The sequence below is a fragment of the Anaeromusa acidaminophila DSM 3853 genome (genome assembly GCF_000374545.1).
Lineage (GTDB): Bacteria > Bacillota > Negativicutes > Anaeromusales > Anaeromusaceae > Anaeromusa > Anaeromusa acidaminophila.
In genome coordinates, this window is the sequence record NZ_KB894595.1 from 34,611 (window position 1) to 47,048 (window position 12,438).

A 12,438-nucleotide genomic window follows, 5' to 3' on the forward strand; every position below is an offset into this window, starting at 1 on the left:
GGGTCTTTTATGGAAAAAGCAAAGGTCTATTTTACCAATATGCGGGCGACATCCAAAATGAACTTGCTTCAAAAGTTAGAGCATTTGGTGAAAAAAGCAGGAATGACGGATATTGACTTTAAGGAAAAATATGCGGCTATTAAGATTCATTTTGGCGAGCCGGGCAACTTGGCCTATTTGCGTCCTAACTATGCCAAGGTCATTGTAGATGTGATTAAGGCGCAGGGCGGCAAGGCGTTCTTGACAGACTGTAATACCCTCTATGTGGGGCGGCGTAAAGATGCGTTGGAGCACATGGACGCGGCCTATGAAAACGGTTTCAATCCCTTTGCAACCGGTTGCCAGATTATTATTGGCGATGGTCTGAAGGGTACGGATGAAGCGTATGTACCGGTAGTCGGCGGCGAGCATGTCAAAGAAGCGAAGATTGGCCGGGCTGTTATGGACGCGGATATTTTTATCAGCTTGACCCATTTTAAAGGGCATGAATTGACCGGTTTTGGGGGCGCCTTAAAAAATATTGGCATGGGCTGTGGCTCCCGAGCCGGTAAAATGGAAATGCACAGCGACGGCAAGCCGCGGGTACGGGAAAAATCTTGTGTAGGTTGCGGCGCTTGCGCTAAAATTTGCGCTCATAGCGCTATTACGATCACTGCGAAAAAAGCTAGTATTGATCATTCCATTTGCGTAGGTTGCGGTCGTTGTATCGGAACCTGTCATTTCAACGCCATTGCGGCGGCTTGGGACGAATCAAACGATGTTTTAAATAAGAAAATTGCCGAATATTCCTGGGCGGTACTGAATGACCGGCCGCATTTCCATATCAGTCTGGTCGTGGATGTGGCGCCGTTCTGCGATTGTCATGCAGAGAATGACGTGCCGATCATTCCAGATTTAGGCATGTTTGCTTCTTTTGACCCCGTAGCGCTGGACATGGCCTGCGCCGATATGGCTAACAAGGCGCCAGCCATTCCCGGCAGCCATTTGGGCGAACAACTGGCCGCTCGCAAAGATAGCACAGAGGCGGATCATTTTTGTACGGCCCATCCGGAAACCAACTGGCTTTCCTGCGTGGACCATGCGGAAAAGCTGGGCTTAGGCACGAAAAAGTATGAACTCATTGAGGTCTAAAGTTTTTTAACCGGAATAACGGCAGGATTTTGCCGTTAAAGGCGAGAAATACCCATAACTTGGCTGCAGTGAAGCGGCCTTGGTATGGGTATTTTCAATTAGGGGATGACGTTTTGAAAATTGGAGCTAGAGTGATTAAGACCGGTATTGCCGTGGCAGTTACCATGTTTATCTGTAAGCTGCTGGATCTAGAACCTGCTTTTTTTGGGGCTGTGTCAGCGGTTATTAATATGCAGCCTTCTATTTTTTTGAGCTTTCGGGCGGCTAAGGATCAAATTTTAGTCCATATTTTAGGGGTTTTGGCGGGCTTTTGCTTCGGCTATTTTTTGGGGGTGACGCCTCTTTCGGCAGGCTTGATTGTTATTTTGCTTATTCCCCTGTATATCAAGCTGGACTTGCACAGCGGCATTACCATGGGGATTGTGGCAGCTCTATTTGTGCTGAGTTCCAGTACAGAGGAGTTTTTGGTGCATGCCCTGGCGAGAACCGGCGTTATTTTTGTCGGTTTGGGCGCAGCGATGCTGATCAATGTGGTTTTGTGGCCGCCGCGTTATAATCAAGCGTTGAAAGGAAAATTGCGGCAGGCCAATGAAGCGGCGGTGCTTTATTTTTGCCGGGCGGTCCAAGAATATGTGGGGCTGGAGGGGAGTGAACAACCCCACATTGAGCCGGAAGAGAAGAAACGGATTTATAAACTGAATAAGGAAGCCAGGCAGCTCTTGGAGTTGATGAGCCGCGAGCGTTATTTAGGGGTGGCCTCCAAGGAGCAGCCGAAGGAGTGGCTGACGCAGGCGGAAAAACTGATTGATTATAACGAATCCATTGTAAAAAAAGCAAACCGTATTTTTGATTTGCTGCCTACGCGGGTGGAACGACGACATGACGTGGGCGATCCTCCCGTGAGCGAAGAATTTAGGGCGATTTTAGAAGTGCTCGAAAGCGGCTGTACTATCGTCATTCGGGTAAACGGCAAGCTGCGTACGGTGATTATTGACGAAGGAACGGTGCAAGTAGAAGAAATTAGCGAGGAATATTGGGAAGCGCTGACCCATGCCATTGAGCAATGGCAGCCGCGCTTTGAAGGAAGCTATTACATGCATGGCCTGCTGGAGGTGGCGGTGATCGCCAATGAAATCAAATGGGCGACGCGGCAAGCGAAAATTTTGCTGCAGGAAAGCATGGAAGCAGAAATATGAAGCAGGGAAAAACGAAACAGGCGATGGAAAACGCAAAGATGCGCGTTCCAACGCCTGTTTTATTGCCGCAGTGCGTCAATTTGTTGCAGTAGATCGTTGGCCTGCTGCCCGTAACGGCGCACGTATAATTCGCGCAACGGGCGGGCCTTGGTAAAGAATTCTTCTATGTTTTCCACTTCGTTGATTTTCAGGCCTTTGTTGCGCAGTTGCTGAAGCAACGCTGCTTCCTCCGAAGCGACCAGCTCACGTTCGTAAGCCTGGGCCTCCTTGGCGGCATCCAGCAAGAGGTTTTGCTGCTTATGGGATAGCGATTGCCACGTCTTTTCGCTGATGAGGAGCACTTGAATAAAATATTGATGATTAGTAAGGGAAAGATATTTTTGCACTTCGTAGAGTTTGTTGTGGAAAACTAGAGAAATCGGATTCTCTTGGCCATCCAGAACTTGTTGTTTTAAAATATCGTAGGTCTCGCTAAAGGGGAGCGGGGTGGGGAGGGCGCCTAAAAAATTTAATCCTTCTATGCTGGCTTGGCTTTGAGGTACTCGCAGACGCAGTCCTTTTAGATCTTGAACAGTACGAATCGGTTGGCGGTTGTTCGTAATTTGACGTGCGCCGGCGTCGAAATAACAAAGTACGCGCAAGCCGCTTTGTTGGAGGTTTTTATCTATTTCGCGTCCAATGGGGCCGTCAAAAACACGCATCTCATGTGCTTTGTTTTGGTATAAATAAGGCGTATCAAAAATAGCTGTTAACGGTTCATAGGTGCTTAGAAATCCTACGGACGAAGTACCCATATCGACGGTACCCATGCGCATGTTTTCGTTGCGGTCTCGCATGCTGCCCAATTTGGCATTAGGATATACCTGGATTTCCAGAGAGCCCCCTGAACGTTCGCGAACTAAGTCGGCTAATTTTTGAGCGCCGCGGCTCTCGTGCGACGTGGCGTCAGTTTCCGTTCCCAGACGGAGGACTTTTTTATCTTCGGAAATGGTTAGCGGTAAGGAAGCGCACCCTATGAAGAGCAATAAGCTCAGAACGATAAGAGCTAGAGCGATGCAACGGAAACGATACGCGAACATGGATACGCCTCCTGTCAGGTTGTGTGTTGTTGCGCTTGCTTTTTCAGCAAAAGCAGAGCTTCTTCGGCAGGGACGGGACGACTGAAGTAGTAGCCTTGGATGAGATCGCAACCATAATGGAGAAGATAGTCCATCTGCTCCTGGGTTTCTACCCCTTCAGCGACGACTCGCAGTTTTAGGCTTTGAGCAAAATGAATCAGCGAGTTAACGAGGCTGTCGTCTTCTTGGGTAATGATGGTGTCAATAAAGGATTTGTCTATTTTTAGAATCTCTACGGGGAAAAGACGTAAATGCGTGATTGACGAGTAGCCGGTGCCGAAATCATCTAAGGCCAAGGTGACGCCTAAATTTTTCAACTGCTGCAGTTTGGCGCAGCTTTCGTCAAGCGCTGTTAATAAAGCGCTCTCGGTAATCTCAAGCTCCAATTGCTGTGCTGCAATACCGGATTCTCTTAAGGCATTCTGGACGGTAGAGACAATCTGCTCATCGGCTAATTGTTTTGAGGAAAGATTGACTGCGATGCGAATATGCTCGTAGCCTGCAGTAGAAAGCGTTTGCAGAAAGCGGCAGGCTTGTTGCAGTACCCAGGCGCCAATTGGAATGATAAGCTGGCTTTGCTCCGCAAGCGGAATAAAGCGAGCTGGTGAAACATTTCCGTGGATAGGGCTTTGCCAACGTAAGAGTGCTTCAAAAGCTGCTAGACGATTGTCTGCTAAGGAGAGCTGCGGCTGAAAAACGAGCGATAATTCATCATTTTCCAGGGCGCGTCGGAGGCTGTTGGTCAAAAGTAGTTTTTCTTGAGCTTCACGCAACATGTCGTCTTCAAAAAAACGCCAGCAGTTGCGACCGGCCGCCTTGGCGGCGTACATGGCGTTGTCCGCTTTTTTAATGAGCTCTTCAACCGAAGTGCCGTCGCGAGGATAGGAGGCAATGCCTATGCTGCCGGAAATGCGAACGGTAGTGGCGGACAAAAGATAATCATGACATAAATTTTGCACCAGTAAATCAGCAAGGCGGCTTAATTCCGTCGGATCGACACAGCCAGGCAAAAGGGCGATGAATTCGTCGCCACCGAGGCGGGCGATGAATGCATTATAGCGTGAGAGGGTTTCTGATAATTTTTGTCCGGACGCAATAATAATAGTATCGCCGGCGAAATGACCGAAATTGTCATTGATGCTTTTTAAATCGTCCAAATCGACGAAGAAAATGGAACCGCTTCGCAGCCCATTCTGTTGCGGACGAAGCTCATCTTCGAGGCGAGCCATCAAACTGGCGCGATTTTGCAGGCCTGTAAGAGCGTCCTGAAAAGCAATGCGGCTAATTTCTTCATGAAGCTCTTTGCGTTGCGTCAACTCTGCCTGCAGGCTTTGTTGCAGTTGCGCTCCTTGCAAAGCCAGTACGACCAGATCCGCGTATTGCTGCAGCATGTTTCGTTCATCTAAAGCCAAAGGTCGAATCGCATCTTGCCAGGTTAATGTTAAGCAGCCGATGAGTTGCTCGTGGGAGGTTAGCGGCACCATGATGGCTGTGCGGAGTTGGTTCCAGGGAGGGCGGTTTATGCGGTTGGAGAAAGCTTGGTAATCTTCCGTGTATTGCAGTTCTTTAGTGGCGAGGAGCTGAGGGAAGAGTCCTTCGTTTTCAAGCAGCGCTCCCCCTAAATAAGCGCTATGGCTGCCGTTGGCATAGCGTACAACCATAGTATCTTCTTCCCAAAACGCGATGTGCCCATCTTGGGCGTCGGCTAACTGTAATGCACTATCCAGCATGCTTTGCAGTTGAACATCCAACGCAGCGGTATTGTCCGCTAACAACTGCACCATTGCTTGATGCTGGCGTTCGCGCAGACGTAATTGAGCTTCTTTTTCTTCGCGGCTCCTAATTTCGCTATGCAACTGATCATTATTTCGGTGCAGCTCATCGGTGACAGCCAACAATTCTTCATTCATAGCGACTAGCTCTTCATTGGCTGCCGTAAGCTCAACTTCTGCGCGCATTCGTTCCGAAACTTCTTCTTGCAGAACGCTGTTGGTTTGGCGAAGCTGCTGGCTGCCTAAATCAATGGCGCGGCTTTGGCGCAGTAATAAGGCGGAAAGACCGGCAAAAATGAGGAAAGAGAGTAAGCCGTGAGTTAGAGCGGTATTGCGGAGCGGAGCTAGGGCTAAATTTTTGTCCTGTACCGTTAAAATGGCCCAGGAAGCGGAATAACCGGGTAGGCGGATGGGGGCATAGGTGCAGAAAAAAGTTTCTCCGCCTTCGGCGGTATATTCTTTCGTTCCTTGGGCGCCGTTGAGTGCAGCTTTAGCAGCTTCCTGCAAGCCGGATGGAAGAGAAATGTTGCTGGTGGTCAGTTGGTAATTATTGTTCTCTAATACAACCTGGCCTTCAACATCGCGAGAGACTAAGGTTTTTTGTGCAAGTTTATAATTATAGTGTTCGTTTGTTTGCTGCGAGTCTGGGTGAACCACGACGGTTCCTTCCTGGTCTAGTACATATACATAACGTTCGTCACTGCGATAATACTGACCAACTCGTTCTTGCAGCCCGTCAACACGTATTAAAGCAGCCAATACAGCAGTTAGGGCATCGTCTTGAAAAACAGGAAAAAAGAGGCCGATGACTGTAGATGGGCTTTGTTGATTGCTGCTGAATGAATAGAAGGAAGGACTGATAAACGGTTGGGGGTCTTGCAGTATTTGCTGAAACCACCACCGATCTGGACGAGTGGCGGCGAGGCCTCGTACACGAGCCGTTTGGACGCCATCGGGGACGCGCTGGATAATAAGATTTTCAAACAAACCTTGTTGGGAAAAACGATCCAAGAGATAACGTTGCTGCTTTTGAGGAGAGGCGCTTTTGATTTCCGCGTCTTGTGACATTTCACTTCCTATGCGAAAGGCCATTTCTAAAAAGGAAGCTACACTAAGCGCCACCGTTTCGGAATAAATCTTATTTTCTTCACTGAGGCGCCGATAAGCGGAAGTTGATAAAAAATAGTAATTAGCGGTATTGAAAAGGAGAAATGCCAATAAGCCCAGAACAATAATTCGTAGAGAAAAATGCATGCTATTTTGTTGCTGAGGCATACTGCACCTCCTTGTACGTAGTGAGAAAAGAAAAAGTATAAATTTTATAGTTGATGTAATATTCTGGCGGGATCTTGGAGAATCCTTCCTTTTACGGTAACTCTTTGGGAATTAACGGTGAAAATACACATAAGGTGACAAATTTCCTATATGGTTGGGGGTAAAGATGAATTGGCATAGGAAGTTTTGTTTCTCGGGGCGTTAGCTAAGTAAAACCAAGATATTTATTTAAACGGAGATGTGTTGGATGTCAATTGTTCAAGGATTTTTGCATTACTATAAACCGTATAAACGTTTGTTTTACACCGATATGATTTGCGCCGTTCTGGTTTCGATGATTGATTTGGTATTTCCTCAGGCGCTCAATTATTTGACTAAAAATTTTTTGGTGACTCAGACTGGAGAGTTTGTAGCTATCGTTGGCTATCTTGGCGCGGGTATGCTGGGATTGTATTTGCTACGTTATGGTTGTCAGTATTATATTACGACCTGGGGCCATGTGATGGGGGCTCGTATGGAAAGCGATATGCGTCAGGACTTATTCGAGCAATTCCAGCGCCTCTCTTTTTCCTACTATGACCGTAACAACACCGGTGAGATGATGTCCAAGGTGGTTTCCGATCTTTTTGATATTTCTGAGCTGGCCCATCATGGTCCGGAAAATATTTTTATTTCCTGCTTGAAACTGGCTGGCTCCTTTGTGTTGCTGTTGTTTATCCATGTGCCGCTGACGCTGCTATTGTTTGCGGTGGCCTTAAGTATGACCTGGTTTAGCTACTATCAAAACAAAAAAATGAAGGTCATTTTTATGGAGAATCGTCAGCGTATCGCGGCGGTTAACTCGCAAGTACAGGACAGCCTTGCGGGTATCCGGGTGATTAAATCATTTGCCAACGAAGAGCTGGAAAGAGAGAAATTTCGCCGCAGCAATGAAGAGTTTTTGGATTCCAAGGAACGCGTTTACAAGCTGATGGGCCGCTTTCACGCAGGCAATGGCTTGTTGGAAGGCGTACTATATGTGTTGGTTTTGGTGAGCGGCAGCTATTTTGTGTCTCAAGGCCAACTGGCGGCCACTGATTTGGCTGTATATGCCTTGTACATTGCGATTTTTCTTAACCCGTTGGATGTGTTGATTCTCTTTTCGGAACAGTTTCAGAAAGGGTACGCCGGTTTTCGGCGCTTTGCCGAGGTGATGCAGATGCGTCCAGACATCGTGGATCGGGAGCCGGCGATGGAAGTAGAGACGGTGCAGGGATGTTTGGAATATGAAAATGTCTCCTTTGCGTATGAAGACAATCCGGCAGTATTGCATCAGGTGAACTTTACGGTGGAAGCGGGACGGACGGTGGCGCTGGTGGGCCCTTCCGGCGGCGGGAAAACGACGATTTGTTCGCTCTTGCCCCGCTTTTATGATGTAACTGAGGGGGCTATCCGTATTGACGGACATGACGTACGGGATTGGAAATTAGCTTCCTTGCGCAGCGCCATTGGCTTGGTGCAGCAAGATGTATATTTGTTTGCGGGCACGATCCGAGACAATATTTTGTATGGACGCCCGGATGCCACGGACAGCGAAGTCATAGCCGCCGCTAAGCAGGCCAACATTCATGAATTTATTACTTCTTTGGAAAACGGTTATGATACGTATGTAGGAGAGCGAGGCGTGCGTCTTTCAGGCGGCCAGAAGCAGCGCATTTCTATTGCCAGGGTGTTTTTGAAAAATCCGGCCATTTTGATTTTGGATGAGGCAACTTCGGCGCTGGACAATGAGAGCGAGCGTCATATTCAAAAATCGCTGGAGCAGCTGGCGAAGAATCGTACCACCTTGATTATCGCGCATCGCTTGAGTACCATTCGCCATGCGGATGAAATTGTTGTCATTAACGAGGGCCGTATCCAAGAACGGGGCACTCATGGTGAGCTGCTGGCGAAAGACGGTTTGTACGCTCGTTACTACGGTATGCAATTTGCAGGGATGGACGTCGAAAATGACATGAATGCAGCAACTTCTTCTTGACTTTTGTAACAAGGTGTACTAACCTCTAAAACAAGTGAATGATTTGGCGAGGAACAGGAAGAGTACATATGCTGTCTTTGGCATAGCGAGCTGGTGACCGGGTGACCGGAGGTGAGATGACCAGCCCAATAGGCATAGGGAATGGGCCTGTGAGCCGTCCACCGAAATCAGAGTAGGCTGGACCGGGAGCTCCCGTTAACGAGCTAGGATATCGGCGGCAGCCTGTATTTGAAAAAAGGAAAGGCATAGCCTTTCAAACTAGGGTGGTACCGCGAACCATTTCGCCCCTTTCGGGTGGAATGGTTTTTCTTTTTTTTGAGCTGCTGACTTGCTTGTATCACGCGCCAGAATCGTTCTTTTTCCGTCTGGCTGCGGCAGAGCAACCTTGAAAGAGCGCCGCTATTCCTGCGGTCACTCTTACTTGTCAGGCGGAAAAATTACTTCTTCTGGCGGTGCACTCGCGAAGCCAACAGCTCTCTGGAAGTACGAAAGGGACAACGGAGAGCAGTGCGCTCAGAGTAAAACAGAGAATATAAATGGAGCTGACAATGGCTTCATGAAAAAGCGAAGAACGGGAAGAGTACATGCAGCACTCTCGGGTGCAGCGAGTCGGCGGCCGGGCGACCGGAGGTGAGATGGCCGATGCTGAGAGCGTATGGAATGGCCCCGGGAGCTGTCTGCCGAAGGAGACTGTAGGCCAGACCGGACGCCGCCGTTAACAGGCTAGGGTATCGGTGTAGGCCCGTATCCGAAGAAGGAAAGGCGCAGCCTTTCAAATCAGGGTGGTACCGCGAGTCAATTCGCCCCTTACAAGGGGAGTGAATTGGCTTTTTTATTTTAACTTAAAAAGTGGAGGCTGATAAAGATGAGTGGAATTGTTTTATTTCGGATTGACGAGCGTTTAGTGCACGGGCAGGTGGTGACAGCGTGGCTGGGGCATACACAGGCGGAGGAAATTTTGGTAGTGGATGATGCAACAGCCCAAGATAGTTTGTTACGCTCGATTGTAAAAATGGCAGTGCCGCCGCAGGTCGAGGTTCAAATTGCTGCACTGGAGGAGGCGGAGGAATTGCTGGCGGAGCTGGAGCTGGAAGCAAGGGTGATGGTGATAGTGAAGCATCCGGAAAGCGCGCGAAAAATACTGGAACAGTATCAAGGAATGGCTTTAGAAATCAATATGGGTAACGCCGGTATGGCTGCGGGACGGAGCAAATTATCGTCCAGCGTCTATTTGACGGAAGCCGAGGTAGAAGAGCTGCACCGCATTGAATCTTTGGGGCATGCAGTATATCTGCAGACAGTTCCGGGGACGGAGCGGAAACTATTGGCCGAGGCGTTGCTATGAGTGGAAATAAGGAAGACGTTTCTGTAAAAACAGCGGATAAGTCAGATGCTGAAAATATTTTGATTTTGCAAAAAGAAGCGTATGCAAGCGAGGCGGCGTTGTATGGAAAATGGGATATTGAGCCCTTGCGCCAAACCTTGGAAGAATTGATAGCGGAATGGGAGGAGCAAGTAATATTGAAGGCTTGCGCAGGAGGCGTGTTGGTAGGGAGTGTTCGCGGTCGGGTGCAGGGAGAGACTTGCTATGTGGGAAAATTGATGGTGAAACCAGAGCTGCAGAACCAGGGTGTTGGCAAGAAGTTGTTGCTGGAGTTGGAAAAACAGTTTCCTGCGGCAAGGCGGTTTGAATTGTTTACAGGAGAAAAAAGTCTAAAAAATTTGCATGTCTACGAAAAGTTGGGATATTGTCCAGAGCGCACGCAAATAGTTGACGATAACTTAACCCTTGTTTTTTTGGCGAAATACCGGAAAACAGAACGGAAAGAATGAGGAGGCGAAAAATTTGTTTGTAGAAGCGGTATTGATTGGGCTATTGACTTGGTTGGCCGGAGGACTTCTTTCATTATCTCTGAGCTGGACTCTCTACATGGGAGCGCCGCTGATGGGCGGCTTGCTGGTAGGGCTTATTCTAGGAGATGTATCGTATGGGGTACAGACTGGGGCTATGATTCAAATGGCCTATATTGGCTATATTGCTACCGGGGCGACATTGCCGGCGGATTTGGCGCTTGCAGGGTATTTGGCAGTGGCTTTGACCATGATTTCCGGGCAGCCGCCGAGTGCAGGCATTACCTTTGCGGTGGCCCTGGGATTGTTGGGCTTGTTTATTCGCCAGGCGAAGCTGACGATAAACTCTCTTTGGGTACATAAAGCGGATGGTTATGCGGAAAAGGGAGATACTAGGGGGATTATCCTTATGAATATTGGCGCATCCCAACTGGTTCCCTTTGCACTGTACTTTATCCCTACTTTTTTAGCGATCTATGTGGGCGGGGATTATTTGAAACAGCTGCTGGACGCCTTGCCGAAGGAAGTGGTCGACGGGCTGCGTGTGACAGGAGGGTTGTTGTCAGCGTTGGGTTTAGGGTTGCTGTTGAAATATCTTTCTCGGGGATATTTGCTACCCTTTTTGTTTTTGGGTTTTGCCATGGCAGCCTATGGCAAACTGGATATTTTGGCAGCGAGCATTATCGGTACAGCATTGGCCTTTTTGCATGTGACCTATCGGTATGGGATTGGAGGAGAGAAAAGTGGAAAACGACGTTAAAGATAAGGTGGTTCTCACCAAAGGAGATTTGGTTAAATCGTTTTTATGCTGGCATAGTTTTTGTCAGTCTTGCCACAATTATGAACGTATGCAAGCGTTGGGGTTTACGCATGCAATGATTCCCATTCTGACGCGCTTATATAAAGATAAGGCAGATATTGCCGCCGGTCTTAAGCGGCATTTGCAGTTTTTTAATACAGAGCCAAACATTGGTTCCGTGGTGCCGGGCATTATGGCGGCATTGGAGGAACAGCGCGCCAACGGCGCGGAATTGTCTGATGAGACGATTAATAGTCTGAAAACCGGCTTGATGGGGCCGTTAGCCGGCGTAGGTGATACGGTGACCCAAGGGTTGGTGAAAACCATTTTACTGGCTATTGCGGTAGACATGGCAGCGCAAGGATCGGTGCTGGGGCCTCTTTTCTTTTTCTTCTGCTTTACAACCTATACTATGGGCATTGGCTATTTTCTTTATATGCAAGGGTATCGCTTGGGGCGGGACGCCTTATCGAAAATGCTGGAAGGCGACTTGGTCAGCCGGATTACGGAAGGGTTAACCGTGTTGGGCTTGATTGTCGTTGGGGCTTTGGCGGCGACGCGCATTCCTGTAAGTACAGGCATTACTTTTGAAATCGGTAAAACGGCAGTGAAGCTGCAAACCATGCTGAACAGCATTATGCCTGGTTTGTTAAGCTTGTTGACATTACTGCTGGTTTGGTATTTGCTGCAAAAAGGCAAGTCTGTGCTGTGGATTTTAGGTTTGATGTTTGTTGTCGGTTTTGGCGGGGCGTATTTCAAAATTTTAGTATGAGGTATTTTGGGGAGGCGTTTTTTTGATAGGAGTTATAGTAGCCAGTCACGGCGGATTGTGTGGAGAACTTTTAAAGACGGCGGAGATGATTTTAGGACCGACGGTACAAACGGGGGCGGCGTCTTTGGCGGCAGGGACGTCGCTGTCGGATTATGCGGCGGCATTGCGGCAGGCTGTGGATGAAGTAAAACAAAAAGCTGGCGTATTAGTTCTGGTCGACTTAGCTGGTGGCACGCCCTGCAATGTCGCCGCCGTGCTAGCGGCGCAAAGCGAAGAAATAAAGGTCGTGACAGGCGTCAATCTGCCCATGCTTTTGGAAGTGCTTAGTCGTCGTGAAGGACTTTCGCTAGAGGAACTAACAGAGAGGGCAGTGGCTGCCGGTCTGGGCGGCGTTTGTTGCGTAAATGCAAAGAATTAAAGTGAAAAAAGGAGCCAACTGTTCCTGCTTGCGCAAGAACAGTTGGCTCCTTTTCGGGGGAGATCAGAATCGCAGTAGTCTAGGTGGAG

Annotated in this window: 10 protein-coding genes and 2 other annotated features; of the genes, 8 read left to right on the forward strand and 2 right to left on the reverse strand. The window is 48.6% G+C overall.

Translation table 11 applies throughout. The features are described 5' to 3' along the window. Positions 1–9 precede the first annotated feature (9 nt). A complete protein-coding gene (locus C508_RS0111275) occupies positions 10–1,131 on the forward strand; it encodes a DUF362 domain-containing protein (protein ID WP_018703674.1) in 1,122 nt (373 codons plus the stop codon). A 113-nt stretch (positions 1,132–1,244) separates the two neighbouring features. Further along, positions 1,245–2,327: an aromatic acid exporter family protein gene (locus tag C508_RS0111280; protein ID WP_018703675.1), complete on the forward strand. Its 1,083-nt coding sequence runs from the start codon at positions 1,245–1,247 to the stop codon at positions 2,325–2,327. Positions 2,328–2,386: 59 nt separating this feature from the next. Here C508_RS0111280 and C508_RS0111285 read toward each other — a convergent pair whose 3' ends face one another. Both C508_RS0111285 and C508_RS19510 read right to left on the reverse strand, forming a co-directional pair. After that, positions 2,387–3,406, reverse strand: a complete 1,020-nt coding sequence (locus C508_RS0111285; RefSeq protein WP_018703676.1) for a TRAP transporter substrate-binding protein — start codon at positions 3,404–3,406, stop codon at positions 2,387–2,389. Positions 3,407–3,420: 14 nt separating this feature from the next. Then, the gene (locus C508_RS19510; protein WP_018703677.1) at positions 3,421–6,492 is read right to left on the reverse strand and encodes a bifunctional diguanylate cyclase/phosphodiesterase; all 3,072 of its coding nucleotides are present in this window, start codon (positions 6,490–6,492) and stop codon (positions 3,421–3,423) included. Positions 6,493–6,739: 247 nt separating this feature from the next. On the opposite strand from C508_RS19510, the gene C508_RS0111295 reads away from it, so the two are divergent. From C508_RS0111295 to C508_RS0111320, 6 genes are all read left to right on the forward strand, one after another. Continuing rightward, positions 6,740–8,509, forward strand: a complete 1,770-nt coding sequence (locus tag C508_RS0111295; RefSeq protein ID WP_018703678.1) for an ABC transporter ATP-binding protein — start codon at positions 6,740–6,742, stop codon at positions 8,507–8,509. 40 nt (positions 8,510–8,549) lie between these two features. Next, positions 8,550–8,801 (forward strand) — a binding site (T-box leader). A gap of 266 nt (positions 8,802–9,067) precedes the next feature. Further along, positions 9,068–9,320, forward strand: a binding site (T-box leader). Positions 9,321–9,374: 54 nt separating this feature from the next. Next, positions 9,375–9,854, forward strand: a complete 480-nt coding sequence (locus C508_RS0111300; protein ID WP_018703679.1) for a PTS sugar transporter subunit IIB — start codon at positions 9,375–9,377, stop codon at positions 9,852–9,854. Next, a complete protein-coding gene (locus tag C508_RS0111305) occupies positions 9,851–10,342 on the forward strand; it encodes a GNAT family N-acetyltransferase (RefSeq protein ID WP_018703680.1) in 492 nt (163 codons plus the stop codon). The genes C508_RS0111300 and C508_RS0111305 overlap by 4 nt, the downstream gene beginning before the upstream one ends. 13 nt (positions 10,343–10,355) lie before the next feature. Beyond that, positions 10,356–11,120, forward strand: a complete 765-nt coding sequence (locus C508_RS0111310) for a PTS sugar transporter subunit IIC (RefSeq protein WP_018703681.1) — start codon at positions 10,356–10,358, stop codon at positions 11,118–11,120. Then, complete coding sequence (locus tag C508_RS0111315) at positions 11,104–11,931, forward strand: PTS system mannose/fructose/sorbose family transporter subunit IID (RefSeq protein ID WP_018703682.1); 828 nt, start codon at positions 11,104–11,106, stop codon at positions 11,929–11,931. The genes C508_RS0111310 and C508_RS0111315 overlap by 17 nt, the downstream gene beginning before the upstream one ends. Before the next feature lie 22 nt (positions 11,932–11,953). Beyond that, entirely contained in the window at positions 11,954–12,349 is a 396-nt protein-coding gene (locus C508_RS0111320; protein ID WP_018703683.1) for a PTS sugar transporter subunit IIA, read from the forward strand. Positions 12,350–12,438 lie beyond the last annotated feature (89 nt).

Bases quoted from the DNA above. Each gene is read 5' to 3' on its own strand.
- C508_RS19510 (WP_018703677.1), bottom strand. From the start codon at position 6,492: ATGCCTCAGCAACAAAATAGCATGCATTTTTCTCTACGAATTATTGTT.
- C508_RS0111305 (WP_018703680.1), top strand. From the start codon at position 9,851: ATGAGTGGAAATAAGGAAGACGTTTCTGTAAAAACAGCGGATAAGTCA.
- C508_RS0111275 (WP_018703674.1), top strand. From the start codon at position 10: ATGGAAAAAGCAAAGGTCTATTTTACCAATATGCGGGCGACATCCAAA.
- C508_RS0111295 (WP_018703678.1), top strand. From the start codon at position 6,740: ATGTCAATTGTTCAAGGATTTTTGCATTACTATAAACCGTATAAACGT.
- C508_RS0111285 (WP_018703676.1), bottom strand. From the start codon at position 3,406: ATGTTCGCGTATCGTTTCCGTTGCATCGCTCTAGCTCTTATCGTTCTG.
- C508_RS0111300 (WP_018703679.1), top strand. From the start codon at position 9,375: ATGAGTGGAATTGTTTTATTTCGGATTGACGAGCGTTTAGTGCACGGG.